Source organism: Reyranella humidisoli, assembly GCF_019039055.1.
Lineage (GTDB): Bacteria > Pseudomonadota > Alphaproteobacteria > Reyranellales > Reyranellaceae > Reyranella > Reyranella humidisoli.
In genome coordinates, this window is record NZ_JAHOPB010000001.1 from 3258059 (window position 1) to 3278325 (window position 20267).

At 64.5% G+C, this 20267-nt stretch carries 21 protein-coding genes and 1 tRNA gene; 14 read left to right on the forward strand and 8 right to left on the reverse strand.

What is annotated here, in order from left to right; genetic code table 11:
- Positions 1–12: 12 nt before the first annotated feature.
- Positions 13–861: an alpha/beta fold hydrolase gene (locus KQ910_RS15820; protein WP_216962169.1), complete on the forward strand. Its 849-nt coding sequence runs from the start codon at positions 13–15 to the stop codon at positions 859–861.
- Positions 862–864: 3 nt separating this feature from the next.
- Here KQ910_RS15820 and KQ910_RS15825 read toward each other — a convergent pair whose 3' ends face one another.
- Positions 865–2010: an iron-containing alcohol dehydrogenase gene (locus tag KQ910_RS15825; protein ID WP_229600422.1), complete on the reverse strand. Its 1146-nt coding sequence runs from the start codon at positions 2008–2010 to the stop codon at positions 865–867.
- A gap of 54 nt (positions 2011–2064) precedes the next feature.
- On the opposite strand from KQ910_RS15825, the gene KQ910_RS15830 reads away from it, so the two are divergent.
- From KQ910_RS15830 to KQ910_RS15855, 6 genes are all read left to right on the forward strand, one after another.
- The gene (locus KQ910_RS15830) at positions 2065–3462 is read left to right on the forward strand and encodes a M20 family metallopeptidase (protein WP_216962172.1); all 1398 of its coding nucleotides are present in this window, start codon (positions 2065–2067) and stop codon (positions 3460–3462) included.
- Between the two features lie 10 nt (positions 3463–3472).
- On the forward strand, positions 3473–4030 hold the full coding sequence (locus tag KQ910_RS15835; RefSeq protein WP_216962175.1) for a sigma-70 family RNA polymerase sigma factor: 558 nt from the start codon (positions 3473–3475) through the stop codon (positions 4028–4030).
- Positions 4027–4692, forward strand: coding sequence for a ChrR family anti-sigma-E factor (locus tag KQ910_RS15840; protein WP_216962178.1), 666 nt, complete (start codon positions 4027–4029; stop codon positions 4690–4692). The genes KQ910_RS15835 and KQ910_RS15840 overlap by 4 nt, the downstream gene beginning before the upstream one ends.
- Before the next feature lie 56 nt (positions 4693–4748).
- On the forward strand, positions 4749–5297 hold the full coding sequence (locus KQ910_RS15845; RefSeq protein ID WP_216962181.1) for a carboxymuconolactone decarboxylase family protein: 549 nt from the start codon (positions 4749–4751) through the stop codon (positions 5295–5297).
- A gap of 170 nt (positions 5298–5467) precedes the next feature.
- A complete protein-coding gene (locus KQ910_RS15850; RefSeq protein WP_216962184.1) occupies positions 5468–6979 on the forward strand; it encodes a M81 family metallopeptidase in 1512 nt (503 codons plus the stop codon).
- Positions 6976–7983, forward strand: coding sequence for a TauD/TfdA dioxygenase family protein (locus KQ910_RS15855; protein ID WP_216962187.1), 1008 nt, complete (start codon positions 6976–6978; stop codon positions 7981–7983). The genes KQ910_RS15850 and KQ910_RS15855 overlap by 4 nt, the downstream gene beginning before the upstream one ends.
- Before the next feature lie 19 nt (positions 7984–8002).
- On the opposite strand, the gene KQ910_RS15860 is transcribed toward KQ910_RS15855, so the two are convergent.
- Positions 8003–9055 carry a prolyl hydroxylase family protein gene (locus tag KQ910_RS15860; RefSeq protein ID WP_216962190.1) on the reverse strand — a complete coding sequence of 351 codons (1053 nt, stop codon included), beginning with the start codon at positions 9053–9055 and terminating at the stop codon, positions 8003–8005.
- Between the two features lie 97 nt (positions 9056–9152).
- Between KQ910_RS15860 and KQ910_RS26985 the strand changes: the two genes are divergently transcribed.
- Positions 9153–9287 (forward strand): hypothetical protein, encoded by a 135-nt coding sequence (locus KQ910_RS26985; RefSeq protein WP_255560200.1) that lies wholly within the window; start codon positions 9153–9155, stop codon positions 9285–9287.
- 2 nt (positions 9288–9289) lie between these two features.
- Positions 9290–9700, forward strand: coding sequence for a hypothetical protein (locus KQ910_RS15865; protein ID WP_216962193.1), 411 nt, complete (start codon positions 9290–9292; stop codon positions 9698–9700).
- Here KQ910_RS15865 and KQ910_RS15870 read toward each other — a convergent pair.
- The 3 genes from KQ910_RS15870 to KQ910_RS15880 all read right to left on the reverse strand — a co-directional run bounded on the left by KQ910_RS15870 (position 9693) and on the right by KQ910_RS15880 (position 12123).
- Positions 9693–10193, reverse strand: a complete 501-nt coding sequence (locus KQ910_RS15870; RefSeq protein WP_216962196.1) for a GDSL-type esterase/lipase family protein — start codon at positions 10191–10193, stop codon at positions 9693–9695. The genes KQ910_RS15865 and KQ910_RS15870 overlap by 8 nt on opposite strands.
- 113 nt (positions 10194–10306) lie before the next feature.
- On the reverse strand, positions 10307–11980 hold the full coding sequence (locus KQ910_RS15875; RefSeq protein WP_216962199.1) for a GSCFA domain-containing protein: 1674 nt from the start codon (positions 11978–11980) through the stop codon (positions 10307–10309).
- 2 nt (positions 11981–11982) lie between these two features.
- Positions 11983–12123: a hypothetical protein gene (locus tag KQ910_RS15880; protein ID WP_216962201.1), complete on the reverse strand. Its 141-nt coding sequence runs from the start codon at positions 12121–12123 to the stop codon at positions 11983–11985.
- 246 nt (positions 12124–12369) lie between these two features.
- Between KQ910_RS15880 and KQ910_RS15885 the strand changes: the two genes are divergently transcribed.
- The 3 genes from KQ910_RS15885 to KQ910_RS15895 are packed head-to-tail and all read left to right on the forward strand — an operon-like array spanning position 12370 to position 16363.
- The gene (locus KQ910_RS15885; RefSeq protein WP_216962204.1) at positions 12370–14040 is read left to right on the forward strand and encodes a GSCFA domain-containing protein; all 1671 of its coding nucleotides are present in this window, start codon (positions 12370–12372) and stop codon (positions 14038–14040) included.
- Positions 14041–14063: 23 nt separating this feature from the next.
- Positions 14064–14825: an acylneuraminate cytidylyltransferase family protein gene (locus KQ910_RS15890; RefSeq protein WP_216962207.1), complete on the forward strand. Its 762-nt coding sequence runs from the start codon at positions 14064–14066 to the stop codon at positions 14823–14825.
- Positions 14822–16363, forward strand: coding sequence for a glycosyltransferase family protein (locus KQ910_RS15895; RefSeq protein WP_216962210.1), 1542 nt, complete (start codon positions 14822–14824; stop codon positions 16361–16363). Before KQ910_RS15890 ends, KQ910_RS15895 begins: the two co-directional genes overlap by 4 nt.
- Positions 16364–16717: 354 nt before the next feature.
- Here the strand turns inward: KQ910_RS15895 and KQ910_RS15900 are convergent, their stop codons facing one another.
- The gene (locus KQ910_RS15900) at positions 16718–17002 is read right to left on the reverse strand and encodes a hypothetical protein (protein WP_216962213.1); all 285 of its coding nucleotides are present in this window, start codon (positions 17000–17002) and stop codon (positions 16718–16720) included.
- Positions 17003–17097: 95 nt separating this feature from the next.
- Between KQ910_RS15900 and KQ910_RS15905 the strand changes: the two genes are divergently transcribed.
- Positions 17098–17913: a GDSL-type esterase/lipase family protein gene (locus KQ910_RS15905; RefSeq protein WP_216962216.1), complete on the forward strand. Its 816-nt coding sequence runs from the start codon at positions 17098–17100 to the stop codon at positions 17911–17913.
- A gap of 86 nt (positions 17914–17999) precedes the next feature.
- Here KQ910_RS15905 and KQ910_RS15910 read toward each other — a convergent pair.
- Both KQ910_RS15910 and KQ910_RS15915 read right to left on the reverse strand, forming a co-directional pair.
- Positions 18000–18074, reverse strand: a tRNA-Val gene (locus KQ910_RS15910).
- Between the two features lie 35 nt (positions 18075–18109).
- Positions 18110–18814, reverse strand: coding sequence for an HAD-IA family hydrolase (locus KQ910_RS15915; RefSeq protein WP_216962219.1), 705 nt, complete (start codon positions 18812–18814; stop codon positions 18110–18112).
- A gap of 59 nt (positions 18815–18873) precedes the next feature.
- Between KQ910_RS15915 and glmU the strand changes: the two genes are divergently transcribed.
- Positions 18874–20247: a bifunctional UDP-N-acetylglucosamine diphosphorylase/glucosamine-1-phosphate N-acetyltransferase GlmU gene (gene glmU, locus KQ910_RS15920; RefSeq protein ID WP_216962222.1), complete on the forward strand. Its 1374-nt coding sequence runs from the start codon at positions 18874–18876 to the stop codon at positions 20245–20247.
- The last annotated feature ends 20 nt before the right edge of the window (positions 20248–20267 follow it).

Consider the following 20267-nt stretch of genomic DNA (forward strand, 5'->3'; position numbering starts at 1 on the left):
TATTCTTGCGAAATGCGCACCCTCTTTCTTGCCCTCCTGTTCGGCCTGCTCGTCTCTTCCGCGACCGCCCAGCCAGTGCCGCGCTGGATGACCCTGCCGCCCACGCCGTCGCTGCCGCCCGCCGTGAGCAGCGGTCACGCGCCGGTTAACGGCATCTCGATCTGGTACGCCACTTTCGGGAGCGGGCCGCCGGTCATTCTGCTGCATGGCGGCCTGGCGAACTCGAACTACTGGGGCCATCAGGTTCCGGAGCTGGCGAAGACCCACCGGGTCATCGTCATGGACAGCCGCGGCCACGGGCGCAGCACGCGCGACGCGCAGCCTTACGGTTACGCGCTGATGGCCTCGGACGTGATCGGCCTGATGGACTTCCTGGGCCTGCCGCAGGCCGCCGTGGTGGGCTGGAGCGACGGGGCGATCATCGGGCTCAGCATGGCGATGACCAATCCGCAGCGCGTGTCACGTCTCTTCGCCTTTGCCGCCAACTCCGATCCCGGCGGCGTCAAGGACGTGACCAAGAGCCCGGTCTTCATGGAGTTCATTGCGCGGGGCCAGAAGGAATACGAGGCGCTTTCGGCGACGCCCCGCGACTACAAGAAATTCGTCGAGGAGATCAGCACCATGTGGGCGACGCAGCCCAACTGGACGGCCCGCGATCTCGCCGGCATCAAGGTCCACACCTGGATCGTCGACGCCGACCACGACGAGGCGATCAAGCGCGAGAACACGGAATTCATGGCAGGCGCCATCCCCGATGCGGGACTGCTGCTCCAGCCTGAAGTAAGCCATTTCTCGATGCTTCAGGCGCCACGGCAGTTCGCCGACGACATCCGGCGCTTCCTCGAGCGGAAGTGGGACTGAGGCTCAGGCCGCCAGTTCCAGGATCTCCCTGACCTCGGCGGGCGTCGGGATCGGGCGCGGATTGCGCGGGACCCACGGCGTGCCCATCGCCTGCTGGGCGATGCGGTCGAAATGCTCGCGGCCGATCTTCACGTCGGACAGGGTGCGCGGCATGTCGAGGCCGCGGATGAAGCGGTCGAGCACATCACCGGCATCCTCGCCGGGATGGCCCATCGCATTGGCGATCAGCGCCTGACGATCGGCATTGGCCGGCTTGTTCCAGCGCATGACCCACGGAAGCATGATGCAGGAGGTGTGGCCGTGGGGAACGTCGAACACGGCGCCCAGCACGTAGCCGATGCCGTGGCTGGCCCCCATCGGCACGCCGGCCGCGATGCCCGCCATCGAGAGCCAGGAGCCGGTCTGGCAGTCGAGACGGGCGGCCATGTCGGACGGATCGGCCTTCACGCGCGCCAGGCCGCGCGCCAGCAGGGACAGGCCGTGCAGGGACGAGGCGTTGCTGAATTCGTTCGACTCGTTGGAGCAGACACCCTCGACGCAGTGATCGACAGCACGGATGCCGGTCGAGAGCAGGAGCCACATCGGCGTGTGACGCGTCACCTCGGGATCGAGGATGACGGCCTGCGGGATGGTGAGGGGATGGCGGAACATCTCCTTCACCTTCGTGGCCTCGTTGGTGACGCCGGCGATGGCCGAGAATTCGCCGGCGGAAAGGGTGGTGGGGATGGAGATCTGCCGCACGGTCGGCGGCTTCACCTCCACCGGGCCGCGGATGCGGTCCATGTCGTCGACCGTCCGCACGTCGTTCGAGAGGCAGAGCTGGACGGCCTTGGCGGCATCGGTGATCGAGCCGCCACCCAGCGTGACGATCAGGTCGGCGCGGGCCTCGCGGGCCTGTTCGGCCGCGGCGACCACCGCGCTGCGGGGCGAATGGGCCGGCATCTTGTCGAACGTGCCGACGCACTTGTTGCCGAGAGCCCGGCGCAGCTTCTCGATCTCGTCGGTCTCGCGGTTGAGCGTGCCGCTCACCATCAGGAAGACGCGGGCGGCGCCCTGGCGCTCGACCAGTTCCGCCACCGCCTGTGCGGCGGGCCGGCCGAAGATTACTTCCTCCATCCTGCTGAAAACGATGCGGCCCGAAGCGGTCATGCTCTTCTCCCTGTAATTTTGCTATCGTGGCGGCGAAAACAGGCAAGGGAAAGCATGACCGGGACACGGGATGGCGCGATCGCCCGCGCAGAGAAATATTTCGACGACGGCGGCTTCTTCGAGGAGCTGCAGCGGCGGGTGGCCATCCCCACGACCAGCCAGGAGGAGGGCTCCATGCCCGCCCTGCAGCAATACGTCTCCGGCGAAATGACCGAGTCGCTGCAGAAGCTCGGTTACGACTGTACCGTGCTGCCCAACCCGCGCCGCGAATACGGCCCCTTCCTGATCGCCCGCCGGGTCGAGGACCCGTCCCAGCCAACGGTCCTGACCTATGGCCACGGCGACGTGATCCGCGGCCAGGAGGAGCAGTGGCGCTCGGGCCTGTCGCCCTGGAAGATCGTGATCGAGGGCGACAGGATGTACGGCCGGGGCACCGCCGACAACAAGGGCCAGCACACGATCAACATCGCGGCGCTTGCCTCGGTCATGCAGGAGCGCGGCGGCTCGCTGGGCTTCAACTCGACCATCCTGATCGAGACCGGCGAGGAGACCGGCTCGCCGGGCCTCGCCGACTTCTGCAAGGCCAACAAGGATGCGCTCAAGGCCGATGCGCTGATCGCCTCGGACGGACCTCGGCTCGACCATCGCCGGCCGACCATCTTCGGCGGCACCCGCGGCACGCTGAACTTCAACCTGAAGCTCACGATGCGCGAGGGCGGCCATCATTCCGGCAACTGGGGCGGGCTGCTGGCCAACCCCGGCATCATCATGGCGCATGCGCTGGCCACGATCACCGACGAGCGCGGCCAGATCAAAGTGCCGGAGTGGCGTCCGAAGACGCTGACCAACTCGATTCGCGCGGCCTTGGCCGACGCCCATGTCGATGCCGGCGAAGGCGCGCCCGAGATCAACGAGGACTGGGGCGAGAAGTCGCTGACGCCGGTCGAGCGGGTGTTCGGCTGGAACAGCTTCGAGGTCCTGGCCTTCAAGACCGGCAATCCCGACCGGCCGGTCAACGCCATCCCGCCCAGCGCCATCGCCTACTGCCAGCTGCGCTTCGTGGTCGGCACCGATCCGCACGACATTGTCCCGGCGCTGCGCCGGCATCTCGAAAAGCACGGCTTCGGCCAGATCGAGGTGGAGCAGGCGCGCGACGTCATCATGAATGCCACCCGCCTCGACCCGGAGAACCCCTGGGCAAAGTTCGCCTCAGGTTCGATCGAGAAGACGGCGGGGCAGAAGCCCAACATGCTGCCCAACCTGGGCGGTTCGCTGCCCAACGAAGTCTTCACCGACATACTGGGGCTGCCGACGGTGTGGGTTCCGCATTCCTACGCCGCCTGCTCGCAGCATGCGCCGGACGAGCATCTGCTGGCGCCGGTCGCCCGCGACGGGCTGCGGCTGATGACCGGCCTTTTCTGGGATTTGGGCGCACAGGGCCGGCCGGGGTAAGCTCCCCCCGATGCTTTCAGCCGACGAGGCCGCCGATCTGATCGAAGCCATCGCGACCCGTCAGGATCGCGCGGCTTTTGCCAGATTTTTCAATCACTTTGCGCCCCGCGTGAAGGCCTTCATCATGCGTGGCGGGGCAGATGCAGAGGCCGCGCAGGAAGTGGCGCAGGAAGCCCTGATCATGGTCTGGCGCAAGGCCGCCAGTTTCGATCGGACCCGGGCCTCCGCGACCACCTGGCTGTACACGATCGCGCGCAACAAGCGGATCGACCTGCTGCGGCGCAACAACCGGCCGGCCATCGACACCGAGGACTGGCTCACGGTTTTTGCCCCCGAAGCGGACGACGCCGACAAATCCGTCCTCGCAGGTCAGACGTATACTCGCGTGAAGGAGCTTCTCTCGGGCCTGTCAGCCGATCAGCTGGTGGTGATCGAGAAGGCATTCTTCGAGGACAAGACCCACACGGTCATCGCGGAAGAGTTGAAGTTGCCCCTGGGAACGGTGAAGTCGCGCATCCGGCTGGCGCTGGGACGCCTGCGGGACGCGCTGGAGAAAGATGAGCCATGAGCCGCCATCCGGCGCCTGAAGAACTGTTGCTGGACTACGCCGCGGGCGCGCTGCCCGCCGGACCCAGCCTCGCGGTTGAACTACACGTCGCCCTGGATTCGCAGTCAAAGCGGACGGTAGAGCGGCTGGTTGCCCTGGGGGGCGCGCTGATCGAGCGCGAGCCGGCGCCGATCGAGGCCCGGCTGGACGAAACGGCGCTTGAACGCACCCTGGCGCGCCTCGAAGCCGTTCCGGTCGAGCCGAAACCGTCGTTGCCGCGCCACCGCCACCCGGGCTTCGATTGGGCGCCGGCCCCGCTGGTGCCCCACCTGCGGCCGGGCATGGATTGGCGCCGCGTGATGGGCAAGTTCGACGAGATCCGTCTCGACCTGCCGGGCGACTTCCATCGCGTGTCGCTGCTGCGGCTGGAATCGGGACGCGGCCTGCCCGAGCACAAGCATTCCGGCTACGAGTACACGGTCGTCCTTCAGGGCGGCTACACCGACGAAACCGGCAACTACGGCGTCGGTGATTTCGCCGTCGGTCCGGGCTCCGTGCGTCACGAGCCGATCGCCGATCCGGGCGAGCCGTGCATCGCGATGATCGTGGTCGAGAAGCCGATCGTGCTCACGGGCCCGTGGGGCCGCTGGCTCAATCCGCTGGTCAGTCGCGGCCTGATCTGAGAGCGTTGACCGCGAAAGGGGTTCCCTTCAGGCTTGAGGCCTGAAAAGGGGACCCCATGTCGCGCATTCCGTACTACGAAGTCGAAAACGCCACCGGAAAGCATGCCGAATTGCTCGGCAAGCTCAATCCGATGCTCAACATCTACCGGATGCTGGCGAACTCGGAGCAGGGCGCGAAGGGCTTCCTGCGGATGGGCAACGGGCTGCTCTATCGCTGCGAACTGAACCCGGTGCTGCGCGAGCTGGCGATCATCCGGGTCGGCCGGCTGAGCCGCACCGCCTACGAAGTGTTCCAGCACGAGCGCATCGGCCGCGAGGTCGGCGTGACCGAAGACAAGATCGCAGCCCTGCGCGACGCCACCATCGAGGCGCCGGCCTTCGACGACAACGAGAAGGCCGTGCTGCGCTATACCGACGACGTGGTGCGCAACGTCCGGGCGTCCGACAAGACCCTGAAGGCGGTGCAGGCCTTCCTGACGCCGGGCGCGCTGGTCGAACTCACCCTGACCATCGGCTACTACATGATGGTCTGCCGGTTCCTCGAATCGATGGGCGTCGACGGCGAGGAAGGCCAGGCGGAGTGGCTCAAGACGGCCAAGCTGTAAGGCAGGGAAAGATCCTTCGCTGCGCTCAGGATGACACCAGCTTCTGGGTCGGCGCACTGCGCAGCCCCAACAATAGTGTCATCCTGAGCGTAGCGAAGGATCCTTGATTCTCGATCGATAGCCCTACCCTGACAGCAGGGGAGGAGAAGACCGGATTTAGGAGTAACGAAATGGCGTACCGCGTCCTGATCGCGCAGTTCATGCATGAGACGAACACCTTCAGCAAACTCAAGACGACGCTGGAGGATTACCGCAAGCGCTGGCTGATCGAGGGCGAGGCGATAGTGCCGCGCTTCACCGGCACGAAGAACGAGGTCGGCGGCTACATCGACTCGGTGAAGAAGTACGGCTGGGAGCCGGTCTGGGCCGCCGCGGCCAATGCCACGCCGTCGGGCAAGCTCACGAAGGAGACCTGGGAGCATATCCGCGACCTGATCCTCGATGCCGCGAAGAAGGCGGGCAAGCTCGACGCGATCTGCCTGTCGCTGCATGGCGCGGCGGTGACGGAGACGGAGGACGATGCCGAAGGCGCGCTTCTGGCGGCGCTGCGCGCCATCGTCGGTCCGGACGTCCCCATCGTCGCCACGCTCGACCTCCATGCCAACGCCACGGCGGGGATGGCGCGTCACGCCAACGCGCTGGTGAGCTACCGGACCTATCCGCACATCGACGGCTACGAACGTGCGGTCCAGGCCGCGGCGCTGGTCCAGGAGACGCTGGAGGGCCGGAAGAAGCCCCGGTGCCTGCTGGTCCAGCCCGCCATGCTGCAGGGCGCGGATTCCGGCAAGACCACCCAGCCCGGCCTGATGCGCGACCTGCTGGCCAGGGCCGACGCCTTCGAGAAAGAGCCAGGCATCAACGTCGTCAGCATCCAGGCGGGATTCACCTGGTCGGACATCCCCTACACCGGCCCTTCGATCGCGGTGAGTCACGAGCCCGGCGCCGAGAAGCGCGCGCGGGAAATGGCGGCCGCGCTGCTCGACGAGATCTGGAAGCGCCGCGACGAGAACACCTCGAACTACCGGCCGATCGCCGACGCGATCGCGGCGGCCAGGGCCGGCGTCGGCAAGGATGGTCCGCTCGTGGTGGCCGACGGCACCGACAATCCGGGCGGCGGCGGTTACAACGACACGACCCCGGTGCTGCAGGCGCTGATCGACGCGGACGTCCAGAACGTGGCCTTCGGCACCATCTTCGATCCCGGCACGGTGCAGCAGGCCATCGCCGCCGGCGTCGGCGCGGAGATCGACGTCGTGCTGGGCGGCCATACCGATCCGTCGATGGGCGGACCGGTGAAGGCGAGGGCCTTCGTGAAGATGCTGTCCGACGGTTCCTTCAAGAACGACGGGCCGATGAATGCCGGCGTCGAGACCTCGATGGGACCGACCGCGGTGCTGCGCATCGGCGGCATCGACGTCGTCACCATCTCCAACCGCATCCAGACCATCGACCTGCAGGTCTTTTTCAGCCAGGGCATCGACCCACGCACGAAGAGCGTGGTGGTGGTGAAGAGCGTGCAGCATTTCCGTGCGGCCTACGCGCCGATCGCCCGCGAGATCGTGCTGGTCGATTCCGGCGGCATCTGCTCGCCCGATCTGTCGCGCCTGAAGTTCACCAAGCTGCGGCGGCCGATCTGGCCGCTCGACGGCATCAACGATCCCTATGCGGGGCAGCGGCCATGAACGTCGTGCGCGAAGCGCCGCTGCCCGGCGCATCCTTCGGTGCCACGCTGCGGCTCGACGGCGATGCCGCCGAGATCGTGGCAGCCGCCGAGCGCGATCCCGCCCGCCTGCCGGCCGAGTTGTCGGCGGCCAGGGGGCTGCTGCTGATCCAGGGCATGAACGGAATCTCGGACGATCCGGACCTGCTCATCCGCCTCAGCCGCGTCTTCGGGCCGGAGGTCGAGGACTATCGGCATACGCTGACCGACCTGAAGGCGGTGCACGTTTCGGTGCCGGAGATCCTGCTGGTGTCGAACAGGGCGCCGGTCGGCAAGGCGCCGCCCAAGCGGCCTGATCCGCCGCTGGCCGCCGACGGGCTGATCCCGACGCAGTACCCGCACCGCAAGGGCTGGCACACCGACCAGAGCTATCGCCGGCCGCCGCCCGACATCTCGCTGTTTTACGCCGTAACGCCGGCCGAGCGGACGACCGGCCAGACGCTGTTCGCCAACGGCATCCTGGCCTACGAGGCGCTGCCGCCGGCGCTGAAGGCGAAGGTCGAAAATCTGGTCGGCCTGCACGCCCAACCGGGTAGCGGCCGCTCGCGCGACGCCGCCCTGGCCGGGCGCACGCCGCGCGCCTTCGCCGTCCATGAGCGCTCGCAGCCCCAGCCGGTCGTGCGCGCCCATCCCGTGACCGGCGAGAAATCCCTGTTCCTCTGCGAATGGGGCCAGATGGACTGGTTCGAGGGACCGTTCGTCGGCCTGGAGCCGGGGCCGCACGGGGCGGGGGCCGCGCTGCTCGACGAGATCATGGCGCACTATACGGAGCGTCGCTTCTGCTACGCCCACGAATGGACCGAGGGTGATCTGCTGGTCTGGGACAATCGCTGCCTCGTCCACGCCGCCACCTGGTTCGACGGCGACCGCGAGAGCCGCCTGATGTGGCGCACGACGGTTCACGGCAATCCCGGCGCCCCCTACGCCGGCGAGAAGAAGAGCTGGATTCCGGCCGCTGCTGGCTGATGGGGCCGAGTGCGCCGGTTCAGCGCTTCTGGCGGAAGAAGGTCGTGAGCACGTAGCGGCGGCCGCGGGTCACCGGGCCGACCTTGTGCAGCAGGCCGCAGGAGAAGACCGCGGCCGCGCCCGCGGGCGGGCTCACGCGCACGCCGGCATATTCGGGAAACACCAGCTCGCCGCCCTCGAAGTCGTCGTTGAGGTTCAGCGACACGGCAAAGGCCCGATCGGCCGTGACGGGCGCGCCGTTGTCGCGATGGGCGGCGAAGAAGTGCTTGCCCTCGGCGCTGTAGGACAGCACGACATGGGCGTCGAAGGTGAACTCGCGATCGAAGGCGAAGACCTTCGTCAGTTCCGGACCGATGCGATAGGCGAGACGGTCGGAGACCGCCTTCTGCATCATCGGCTCGACGATCATGTAGTCCTCGGTGCGCTTCAGCTTCGCCATGTCGACGTTGCCGTAGCGGCTCGAAACGCCCGAGTCCCCGTGGTCGCCCTTGCCCCAGAGCCGGATGAGCTGGGTGCAGAAGTCCGGCTCGAAGACGCGGGGCAGGACCATCACCGGCGCCATCGCGGTCTTGAGCAGCAGGTCGGCGCCGCCGTCGGCGCGAACGGAAGCGGCCAGCGCGCCGATCCCCTCGGCCGCCGCCAGCAGGGCCCGCGTATCGAAGGTACCCGCGACCCGCTGGTTCGGATCGAGCACGATCACGCGCTGGCGCGGCCCCATCGCCTGGCCGAAGGCGACGGCGCCGCCTTGCGCGAGCAGGGCCGAGAGGTATTGGCCCTTGGGGTCGCAGAGCAGCAGCGGTTGCTCGGGCGCCGCGCCGAGCTTCGTCCAGGCCGGCGTCGCGCGGGCGATTTCGTTCCCGGCGACGACCAGCAGCGTGGTCGACGCCTGTTCGCAGGCAGCGCGCAAGGCGGCGAACTGGACGGGATCGAGCGCCGTCAGGTCGGCCACGGCGAGCAGCGCCACCGGGTCGCCGACGAACGACCAGACGAACTTCCGAAGCTTGCCGTCCAGCCCCGGCAGGGCGAAATCCGGAACGCGGTCTCCGGGCCGGAGCGACAGCATGTTGGTCATGGCCGCTGGTAGCAGCGCGCTGGAGGCCATTCAAGCGGCGGGCGGGGTGCGCTCGGGGACGCTTTGCAGCCCACCCACGGGCATGCGAGAATCGTCCATGGATTGGCTGCTCAACTTCGTCGGCAGGTTCAGCGACGCGATCGCTACGACACCCTGGTACTACCAGCTTCCGGTCTGGGGCGTCGCCGCGATCCTCACCTATGTGTTCACCCGCATGATCCGGGACGTCTAGACTTGGAGTACGTTCTCCTCTCCGTCTTCGTGCTGGCAGGCACCGTCGCGACCGGCGTGTACTTCCTGAAGCGGGAATTGCCCGTTCGGCGCGCCGCCAAAGAGCAATGGCGGGCCGAGCGCGCACGGAAGGCGCTGGAGGCGTGGAACCTCCAGAAAGCCGCCGAGGACGCCCGTCGCGCACAAATCGAACTCCGGGCCCGGAAGGAACGGGAGCGCGAGGAGCAACTGGCGCAGCAGCGGCAGCAGAAGGAAGAGCGCGCCGCGACCGTCAGCGAGAAGATGTCCGCGCGCGAACTGGTCATTCGCGACCGGGAGAAGCGGAAACAGGCTCGCGCGGAGAAGATGCGGCAATGGCAGGAGCGCCGCGAACAGCATATTGCCGGGAAGACGAAGGACGAGGAGCCTACCTGAGCGCCCCGGTCAGGATTCGGTAGCCGTCGGTCGTGAGATGCGTGTTGTCGGGTCGGTAGGGAGCGCACGGCGCGCACGACATCCGGTCGTCGAGTTCGATGAACCGTACGCCGCTACGGCCGGCCAGCCCGTTACGCACGGCCGTATTGATTTGGCTGCGGGCGCTTGCCTGATACGTGCCGCCGGCGCCGCGGGGCAGGATGCCGAAGACGACGATCTGTTCCGGCTTCCATCTCCGCTCGACGTCGTCGACGATGTCGAGGATGCCCTGCGAGATGGCGCAGGGCGGGTTGCGTCCAAGATTGTTGGTGCCGACCAGCATGATTACAGTCCGGGGCCGCAGGTGATCGAAGCGACCGCTTTCGATCTTCCACTTCGTCTGCTGCACCCGCTCGCCGCTGACCGCGATCTTGGCGACCCGTCGGCCGGGATAGGTGGATTCGAGAAGCGTGCGCGGCCAAGCCGCCGCGATCGAATCCCCCAGCACCAGCACATCGGACGCCTCGGGAACGGCGATCTCCTTCGCCGACGCCTCGGGAGCCGGAGCCGGGCAGTCCTCCGCGTACGCCGCCTGGCTGAAAGCCAGCAGCAGCGCGGCGAGGGTCGCTACTCCGCCGCGGCGACCCGCGGGACGACGAAGGACAACATATGTTCCTTGCGGCGGCGATTGACAGGATTCTCGCATGCGGCCTTTTCGAGGATTGCCTTGGCTTCGTCGATCTTCTTGAGGGCCATCAGGACCTCCGCGTAGTCGAGCATCACGACGTCCGCTTGGCTGAGCTCGACGGCCTGCGCGTAGAAGTGCGCGGCCTCCTTCAGGCGTTCGGCGTCCTTGTAGCCCTTGGCCAGCATCTCGTAGACCCGGTTGCGGCCGCCGCGTTTCACCACTTGGCGGGAGAAGGTCAGGGCCGCATTGCGGGCGGCATCCATGTCCTTCAATCCGATGTTGGCTTCGACCAGCATGTAGTAGCAGCGCCGGCCTTCGGGGGTGAGTTTCTCCATCTTGCCGAAGCCGAGCTTCTGCAGGACGCCCTTCGCATGGGCATATTTCTCCTCGCCGATCAGCAACTCCGCCTCGAGCAGCTCCTTCTGCGCTGGTTGCCATTCGTTCGGCGCCGCGAGAAGCGCCGCGCGGGCCAGCTTGAAGGCTCTGCGGTTGAGTGCGGTCCGGATGTAGAACTGCGCGAACTCGAAACTGGTCGAGATGCGGTCGTGGTTCTCCTGGAGCAGGTTCCACTTCAGGCGGGGATTGTTCTCGGAAACTTCGTTGATGTGGGCGATCAGCGTCGGGACATCCATCTTGTCGAGATCTGTGGAGCGCTCTGCGAAGCCCGCGACCATGCGGCCGACGTTGAAATCGACCAGCTCCTGCTCGACATGCACCATATCGTACTTGAAGGCGCGCTTGCGGTCGGACAGGGTGAAGCTCTCGTAGCTCGGGTAGTAGTGGACGTTCCTGCGCTCGGCCACGATGTGCTCGGCCGCGGTGCGCAGAACGCTCTTCGAGTAGGTGTTGGCCACCATCACGTCGACGGACCGATGCGTGGAGCCCATGGGGACCGGCGAGACCGTGACGATGATCTGCGTGTCGTTACGTCCGAACCTGTCGATGATGTCGGCGATTTTACGCAGGTAGGTCATCGTCTCGTCGAAGCTCAGGACGCGCAGCACGTAGCGTTCCGGCTCCGCTTCCAGCGCCTTCAGGCGGGGATGGGTGTTGATGTAGAGATCGTGCTTCTTGTCGTACCAGACCTCGGTCAGGCCCAGCGTGATGATGATGACCCGGCAATCCTTGACTTGGGCCACCGCCTGACGCACCGCCTCGCGACGGGCGGTGACGATCTCGAGCGGCGCCGGCCGGATGCCGACAGGAAGGTGACTGTCCACGAACTTGCCGGGGAATACTTCGCTGAAATTCGCTTCCGGCACGAAGGGAAATTCCGGATCGAGGGCCCAAGCCAGCTCCTGGTAGATCGACGGAACGCCGTAGTTGTTCAATGCGCTCGGATCGATCTTGGCGAAGTCCTCGCGCTTGAAGATGTCGAGCGCCGGGATCTTGTAGCCGCGATCGAGCAGCTTGGCTTCGACGTTTCGCGCGAAGCAGGAACCGATGGTGAAAATTGGCTCGCCGGGCACGAGCCTGAACGTCACGTCGAAATGAGGCTTCGCGATCGGCTCGACGCGATTGTCTTTGTCCTCGCGGGTCGGCCAGGCCTGCGCGTCGTTTTCCGCCGAACGCGCGGCCAGGATTTCTTCGGCTGAGATTTCGAACAACGGCATGATCAGGCTCCCGTGACGCCCTTCAACCCGGCTTCGACCGGCCCGGCGGCGAGGTCCAGTTTCTCCTGCGCGAAAACGCGCAAGCGTTCCTTCGCATACCATTTGTGCCGCAGAAGGTCCCGGAGATCGACGACCCTAGCCATGTAAGTCCTTGTTTTTACGAGTTTCCTAGAATGCCAAGCCTCATCCGGCCCGACAACGCCCTTGTGCACGGCAAATTGGGAGAATCCAAGACACGATGTCTCATCTGGGACGCGACCGTTTCCTAACCGCACCGCCAGGTCCCGGCAGACGGAGGGGGTGCCCGAAGGCGCGGCCACAGGTGGACGCTTTCACGTCTGGGAGGCACAATGACCGCTATGCCATCTGCTGCGCCCTGAAGATCACGAATGCCAATCGAGACTCTCGTGCCATCGCTGGCCGAGGAACCCAATCCGCTTCGGCGCTGGCCGGAGCGGGACGGACAGCCGAACCGCATCGAGCCCGTCGCCAAGCCTCATTTCGACGCGCCGTTTCGCCTGATCGAGGGCGAAGCCATCTTCACGATCGGCTCATGCTTTGCCCGTCATATAGAACAGAGCCTGTCGGACCGGGGATTTGCAATTCCGGTGCTGGAGTTGCTCAAGCAGGACTCCGCCTTCTTCGACGTGGATAGCGCGTTTCTGAATAACTACGGCACGCCCTCGATTGCACAGGAACTGGCCTGGGCGCTCGACGAAAGTTGCCCGTTCGATCCTTCGACGGCGCTGGCAGAGCTGGTTCCCGGTGGGTTCGTCGACATGCACCTCTTCGGGCGGATCAAACCGGTTGCATACGATGTCGCCCTCAAGCGCCGGGAGGCCATTCGAGCCGTAACGCGCCGGATCATGGAATGTCGCGTCGTGATCATTACCCTCGGGCTGGCAGAGGTCTGGTACGACAGGCGAGCCGGCGTCTATCTCAACGTTACGCCCCGTCAGCCGTTGCAGCTTCGCGAGCCCGATCGCTACGAACTGCGCGTGCTGACGTTCGACGAGACGCTGCATCATCTGCGGCGAGCGCTGGAGCTCATACGGACGCACGGCCGCCCCGACGTGCAGGTCCTGATGACCGTCTCGCCCGTGCCGATGACACAGACGTTCCGGCCCATCGATGTCGCCGTCGCCAATACCTATTCCAAGAGTGTTTTGCGGACCGCGGCGGAGCACGCTGTCTTCGAATACGACAACGTCCACTATTTCCCGTCGTTCGAGAGTGTCATGCTTTCGGATCGGCACCTTGCCTGGCGGGAAGATCTGATTCACGTGACCCAGGAACTCGTCGACGTCAACGTCGAGAGAATGGTCTCCGCATTCGCCGAGGACTCTCCCCTCGACGGGTTGGAGACGAGGGAGTTGCTGGCCGAGATCGACCGCAGGGCTGCCGGCGATGCACGTCGCAAGTGGCAAATGATGCGGGATCGAATTCAAAACGCATCCGACAAGGTGTTTGCCTCGGATTACCTCAAGCTCGCGATGAGATACCGGGAATATGATCTCGCCCAGAAGGCGCTGGATCAGGCACCTTTCGACGATGTCAGACGGTCAATCGAGCAGGCAGACCTTCTGATCCGCAGGGGCGAGTTCAAGCAGGCGCTCGCTCTGCTGCGAAAGATGCCTGTGCGGTACGAGGACCCTGAGTTTCTCGAAGGCCACGCCCGACGCTATTGGCGGCTCTCCGTCGACTGCTATGCAAGTCTCGGCCAGTTGGAGGCTGCAGAGAATGCGGCTAGGCGCTGGCACAGGACGCCGATGAAGGAGGGCGCTTCGTATCAGATTTTTCTCGCCCTTGCCCGCGCGCACAGGCGTCACGGCACCGATCAATCGGCTCTCCACTACTTTGAGCGGGCCGTCGCCTTGTTCACTTCTGACAACATTTTGCTCGAGTATGCTGATGCTTTAGTCATGTCGGGCCGAACCATCGAGGCGCAGAACGTGCTGGATGGGACGACGTGCACAACACGGGGGGCACAAATGCGAAAAGAAGAACTGCTGCTGTTCCTCCCACCTTTGAAGGTGGCGTCAGCCGAGCCGTCTACATGATGCTAACGCGTACGATTTAGTTGGTGGCAATCTTCATTCGCAAAATTGGGAGGCCGCTCTTGCGGGTGTATGCGCTAGTACCAGCCCGATCAGGTTCCAAGGGACTTCCTGACAAGAATATTCTGGAGATAGACGGCTGCCCTCTGATTGCCTGGGCGATTAGGTTTGGGCTGGCGCTCGGAATTGATCGGGTGATTTTGAGCACCGACAGTGATCGCTACGCCCAGTTGGGGCTTGCTCACGGAGCGGAATGTCCATTTCTCCGATCTGGAAATGCCAGCACGGATACCGCACGAGAGGAAGATATTTTAGAGGATCTGCACAACCGACTCCCTCAGTCTGGAATCGAGTTGCCTGACGTGTGGGTCTGGCTGAAGCCTACGAGTCCATTCCGAAAGTTGGCCTCTGTGCATGAGGCGCTGGCCATATTGAAGTCACGACCCGAGATCGATTCGGTTCGCTTAGTCAGCGAAGGAGATGCACGGCTGCAGATTGTTAATAGAGATGGGTACTTGGAGCCATTGCTCAAGGAGTGGCCTGAGCACTTGTCAAAAATTCCGCGCACTCACCTTGTCAAAGTCTATCATCCTTACAGTCTTGAGATTTTCCGCCATAGCGGCTGGGTCACGCATCGGGCCGCGTTCATGGGCAAGCGCATTCTTCCCATTGTTCAGTCGCGCATCACCGGCCTTGATATCGACGACAGAGATGGCTTCGATATCATCAAGGCTTTGATCGAGGCGCGTCCGCGTGCACCCATTATAAGCGAGCATCTACCGCCGTGAAGGGAACGCGGCCGGGCGAAGTGCTTTTCAAAGCCAGAAGTCTTGCGCAACAAGGTCGAGAAGCAGAAGCGATCGATCTGCTGGTAGAACTCTTGGAGCTACATCCTACTTACTGGAGGGCTTCGCAGTTTTTGGTCGTTAACCTCAGGGTACCTCCCACGGAGATTGCGCCGCACATAGTTCGGCGCGCGCATGAGGAGGCTAGTCGAAAGCCTGCCGTGCGACCCGATGCGGCGCGTACTCTTGCCAGTTTAATGCGCTTTCAGGAAGCGCGGGAGTTAATTGAGTCAGCCGGTCCGCTCGAAGATCCTGTTCTCGCAGATGCTGCTTTTGAGATCGCTGTTAACACTGGCGATCCGGTCTTGGCCCAACGTGCTCTGCGGGAGCGACAGTGGCTGTTGGGTTCTTCTGCGAAGAAAGACCTTTGGCGCATTCGTCTTGCCATGCTCAAGGGTAACCGTGCGGCAATGCAGGCTCCATTCGAGCGATTGCTCAGTGCGGAGAGTTCCAGCTTAATGACCGCAGGTATGGCTCTCGGGCGCTATGCGGACGCATTCTCAGTGGAATGGAAGACAAGATTGCGCAGCGCGCTTTGCGAGCTGTTGCCAAATCTCATTCGACCTGATGAGCCTATCAAAGCTTTGGGCAACGCCCACGTCTTGATTATTGCTTACACGGAACTCGGTGATGAAATTCGTCTGATAGAGCTGGTTGATCGGGTCAGATCCCTGTTTGCCTCCTGCACCATCGTGGTGGATCGGCGAATTGCAGGCTTGGTCGCGCGAGGACGACCGGGTCTGGTTGTCTCCGGCAAAGAGAAAGTGGAGCCGAGTGGGGAGAACGCAGTGCCACTGATCCTGCGTCGGCACCTAAGCGAGGATTTGTGGAGGCGGGCTTCCAGCTTTGATCGCATCTTGCTCATTAGGGATCTCCAGGCTTTGCTAGTCAGGAGCGAGGAGGATTTGCCCAGACTTGCGCGCCCGCTCCACGTTAACGTCGACTTGCGAGCACGATGGGGTGCAGAGCTTGCTAGACGCGGGCATGGACCATGGATCGGCTTGTTTTGGCGATCCGGTCGACTGAACTACCTGCGTTCGATCAAGGCCACGGCTCTGACGGATTGGAGTCCTCTCTTCAGGGTCTGCCCCGGCAACTACGTGAACCTTCAATTCGGCGCTGGCGTTCGCGAAGAGATTGATGGTGTTTCCTCGGAGGCTCGCATAGTCGAAATGCCTAGCTTGAACGTAAAAGAAGACTTGGAGTCTGTCGCTGCTCTGATGTGCGAACTGGACTTGGTCGTGACTATCCCAGGGACGACACAGCATCTTGCAGGAGCGGTTGGAGCACGGACGATAGCCGTTACTCATCCAGCGGAGGCATTATTCCGCGCAAGGAGCGGGACCAATATCGGGACGTGGAGTCCGAACATTGAAGTTATTACCGGACCGCCAAGGCGGGGATTTGAAGGGGCAATAGAAAACACAGCGAAAAGAGTTGCAGATATCCTGCGGGAGAGAGCCCTGCCGTCGGTGAGCTGACAACGACGAACGTAGAGACGCGTGGCCGCGTTGAGGCTCTCGGATTGGTCCCAACTCAGGAAACGTGCTTCTCGTCCAGCAATCTCGGCGTCGACGCGTGTGGAACAATCATTCCTGAGCTCACGATCGGGAGTCGTCCATTGTCCTTTGTGCGAGTGGGCGTTCCTGTTCTTCCTGTCTAGCGCGAATCTACGCGTCCAGCTTGGCGCACAGACGCTTGAGCCTTGCCATGCGCGCCCTCAGCTGCGCCGCTTGGCGTTCCTCATCTCGGAGAAACATAGCGGGCGACTTTCCTATGCCGGGACAGCAAAAAACACGAAAATCAGATTTGCGGCTGGCGCTCCAGTGCCGCCGTCAGCCTGCCGCGGGCGGGCGGGCTGCGCGCAGTTTGGCGATCAGATCCTTTTGTTCCGCTACCACCGCCCTCTGCTCTTCGATGAGCAGCTGTGACCGCTGGCGAATATAGGACACCCTCATGCGAGCCTCCTTGAGCGGCTTGGGCTCCAGACCTGTCTTGATGTCTTGCAGACGGGTCTTCAGCTCGGTCCGGTTCCGGCTTCTCTCGGCAACGATCTCCGGCAAGCGGCCGCGTACGTAGTTAAGCCGGTGAAGAGCCACGCGCTTCTCGCCTGCGTCCAATACTGCCTCCTTTGGTGTTGTGCGCGTAGTCTATGCATTTTTGCCGCATGTGTTTCAACTCTTGCGGGATGGGGAAGCGGTGCTAATTTCCGCCGATGTGCGCAGCCCAAGTCGTCGTTCCGGAAGCCCCGACACCGGACAAGCTCGATCGTTACAAAAAGCAGCTTGAGAAGCTGCCGGCGAGTGCCGTCGACGTTCTGATCGCCGGAGATTCGCTGGCGTCGATGTGGCCGAAGACGTCGCTACGCGCGACGTTCGAGGATTGTCGGATCACCAAGATGTCGATGACCGGCGACCGCATCCAGAACACCCTGTGGAAGGTGCGCAGCGGCGATTTCGACCGCGTGAAGCCGCGGATGATTGTGTTGATCGTCGGCACCAACAATCTGCCGAAGGGATCCCCGCCGGCGATCGCCGCGGCGATCGATGCCGTCGTCGGTGAAATGATTGCGAGATGGTCGCCGGAGGCGATCTTCGTGGTCGGCATACCGCCGAGGGGGCCGAAGGGAACCTTCAAGACGGTTCGCCGAAAGAAGACGAATGAACTGACCGGGGTCGCAGTCACCTCCAGGCCCAATGTCTATTTTTGCGATGTCGACGCGGCTCTCGGCGGAGATACTGCTGCCTACCATTCGGATTTGGTGCATCTATCGGATCACGGATACACGCTGATGTCGATTGTCGTGAAGTCTGCGTACCTCGAGTTCCGCAGCGCCAAGGTTGCGGCGGATCTCGCTGAAGCGAGACGGACCAGGATTGCTACATCCGAGAAAAAGCGGGACGGCGCCGCAGCGCGGTCCGGCAGAGCGTTCGAAGCGCCCTCTTCGAAGGAACCCCCGGCACGTCACGCGCCTCCGGCTGCGCCGCGTTCCTTCTTGGATCGGTTGGTCTATCTCGTCCTCGGGCGGTAGAGCCCGCATATGCCGTTTGGCAACCCGCCATGCAGGTTCGGCATGCGGGTCTGAAACCAATTGCCCAATGACTTCCGGAGGGTAGATGGTGGGCGCTGTAGGGATTGAACCTACGACCCCACCCGTGTGAAGGGTGTGCTCTCCCGCTGAGCTAAGCGCCCGGAAGGCGCGCGTATAAGACAGGCGGGGAGGGCCGTCAACGGCCCGCTGCGAGTCCCGCCAGCGCCGCGGGCAGGGCGTCGAAACGATCGATCACGGCGTCGGCGCCCAGTTCGCTGGCCGGCCTGGCCGTATAGCCCCAGCTCACCAGGACGGCCGGGATGCCGGCGCCGCGGGCAGCCTCGGCGTCGTGGGTCGAATCGCCGATCATCACGGCGCGCTTGGGATCGCCACCCATGCGTTCCAGCAGCATCAGGATGTGGCGCGGGTCGGGCTTGCGGACCGGGAAACTGTCGGCGCCGGCCACGTCGCTGATCGGCGGCATCAGCCTGAGGTGCGCGAGGATCATGCGCGAGGGCTTCTCGAACTTGTTGGTGCAGACGCCCTGCTTCAGGCCGAGCCGCGCGAAGCCGGCGACCACGTCGGCGACGCCGGCAAAGGCGGTGGTGTGGCTGATCGGATCGGCCTCGTAGTAGCGGACGAACTCGCGCGTCACGGCGGTCAGCGTGTCCTCATCCAGCGCCCGGCCGTACTTGGCGAAGGCCTTGCCCATCGTGACCTTGCTGCCCTGGCCCATGAAGATCCGAACGTCTTCCTCGGTCACGGCCGGCAGGCCATGGTCGGCGAGCACGTTGCTGACGGCCAGCTGCATGTCCTTCGCGCTGTCGATCAGGGTGCCGTCGAGGTCGTAGAGGACCGTGTCGAAGCGGGCGGCGATGAGTGTTTCGGCATCTTTCTGCATGCCGTGTTCTCTAGCATATCCGCCTTGCCCCTCCGCCAGCCCCATGGCATCGGACGGGCATGAAATCACCGATTGCCGTGGTCGTGCTCGCAGCCGGCGCCGGAACCCGCATGAAGTCGGCCCTGCCGAAGGTCCTGCATCCGCTGGCGAACCTCCCGATGGTGGCGCATGTGCTGGCCAATGCAGCCGCGCTGAAGCCCGGCCGGATCGTCGGCGTGATCGCTCCCGGCGCCACCGGGGTGGCCAGGGCCTTCGCGCCGCATCCGACCGCCGTGCAGGACAGGCCGCTGGGCACGGGGCACGCCGCCCGGGCCGCCCTGGGGGCGCTCAAGGGCCATGACGGGCCGGTTCTGGTCGTGTTCGGCGATGCGCCGCTGGTGACGACCGAAAGCCTCCGCAAGCTGGTTGCCGCCTGCGGCAAGGCCCGGGCGGCTGTCGGCGTGCTGGGCTTCAAGGCGCGCGATCCGTCGCCCTACGGTCGCCTGATCGTCGAGGGTGGCGAACTGGTCCGGATCGTCGAGAGCAAGGATGCCGATGCCGCCGAACGCGCGGTCGACTTCTGCAATTCCGGCGTGATGTGCATCGACGGCAGGCTGATCGCGAAGCTGCTGGGCGCGATCCGCGACGACAACGTGAAGCGCGAATTCTACCTGACCGATGCGGTGCGGATCGCCCGCGCGGCCGGCCACAAGGCGATTGCCGTGGCGGGCGAGGAGGCGGAGTTCCAGGGCATCAATTCCCGTGTCGAGCTGGCGGTGGCCGAGCAGGCGCTGCAACAGCGGCTCCGCCACGCCGCGATGCTGGGCGGCGTCACCATGACCGATCCCGGCACGGTCTGGCTCTCTGCCGACACGAAGTTCGGCACCGACGTCACGATCGGCCCCAACGTGCGCTTCGGCCTCGGTGTCACGGTTGGTGCGAACACGGTCATCAGGGCCTTCTGCGACATCGAGGGCGCGCGCATCGGCAAGGGCGCGATCATCGGCCCGTTCGCCCGCATCCGGCCGGGCTCGGACGTGGCCGACGAGGCGCATATCGGCAACTTCGTCGAGCTCAAGGCCACGCGCATGGGGCGCGGCGCCAAGGCGAACCATCTGGCCTATCTGGGCGATGCCGACATCGGGCCGGGCAGCAACATCGGGGCCGGCACGATCGCCGTGAACTACGACGGCTACGGGAAGCATCGCACGGTCATCGGGCCGGACGTGTTCATCGGTTCCAACAGCTCCCTGGTGGCGCCGCTCAGGGTCGGCAAGGGCGCAAACGTGACCGCGGGGAGCGTCGTGACGGAGGATGTTCCTGCCGACGCGGTGGCCTTCGGCCGCGCCCGTCAGGTCACAAAGAAGGGGCGAGCGACGGCGCTTCGTGCGAAACTTCGCGATCGCGCGGTGGCCGCCAGGAAGGCCGCGGCCGAGCGGTCCAGCAAGAAATAAATCCCCTCCCGGTCGAGACA

Coding starts and splice junctions, on each gene's coding strand:
- KQ910_RS15885 (WP_216962204.1), top strand. CDS start 12,370: ATGCCAATCGAGACTCTCGTGCCATCGCTGGCCGAGGAACCCAATCCG.
- glmU (WP_216962222.1), top strand. CDS start 18,874: ATGAAATCACCGATTGCCGTGGTCGTGCTCGCAGCCGGCGCCGGAACC.
- KQ910_RS15875 (WP_216962199.1), bottom strand. CDS start 11,980: ATGCCGTTGTTCGAAATCTCAGCCGAAGAAATCCTGGCCGCGCGTTCG.
- KQ910_RS15855 (WP_216962187.1), top strand. CDS start 6,976: ATGAACGTCGTGCGCGAAGCGCCGCTGCCCGGCGCATCCTTCGGTGCC.
- KQ910_RS26985 (WP_255560200.1), top strand. CDS start 9,153: ATGGATTGGCTGCTCAACTTCGTCGGCAGGTTCAGCGACGCGATCGCT.
- KQ910_RS15835 (WP_216962175.1), top strand. CDS start 3,473: ATGCTTTCAGCCGACGAGGCCGCCGATCTGATCGAAGCCATCGCGACC.
- KQ910_RS15915 (WP_216962219.1), bottom strand. CDS start 18,814: ATGCAGAAAGATGCCGAAACACTCATCGCCGCCCGCTTCGACACGGTC.
- KQ910_RS15825 (WP_229600422.1), bottom strand. CDS start 2,010: ATGACCGCTTCGGGCCGCATCGTTTTCAGCAGGATGGAGGAAGTAATC.
- KQ910_RS15830 (WP_216962172.1), top strand. CDS start 2,065: ATGACCGGGACACGGGATGGCGCGATCGCCCGCGCAGAGAAATATTTC.
- KQ910_RS15820 (WP_216962169.1), top strand. CDS start 13: ATGCGCACCCTCTTTCTTGCCCTCCTGTTCGGCCTGCTCGTCTCTTCC.
- KQ910_RS15880 (WP_216962201.1), bottom strand. CDS start 12,123: ATGGCTAGGGTCGTCGATCTCCGGGACCTTCTGCGGCACAAATGGTAT.
- KQ910_RS15860 (WP_216962190.1), bottom strand. CDS start 9,055: ATGACCAACATGCTGTCGCTCCGGCCCGGAGACCGCGTTCCGGATTTC.
- KQ910_RS15840 (WP_216962178.1), top strand. CDS start 4,027: ATGAGCCGCCATCCGGCGCCTGAAGAACTGTTGCTGGACTACGCCGCG.
- KQ910_RS15850 (WP_216962184.1), top strand. CDS start 5,468: ATGGCGTACCGCGTCCTGATCGCGCAGTTCATGCATGAGACGAACACC.
- KQ910_RS15845 (WP_216962181.1), top strand. CDS start 4,749: ATGTCGCGCATTCCGTACTACGAAGTCGAAAACGCCACCGGAAAGCAT.
- KQ910_RS15905 (WP_216962216.1), top strand. CDS start 17,098: ATGTGCGCAGCCCAAGTCGTCGTTCCGGAAGCCCCGACACCGGACAAG.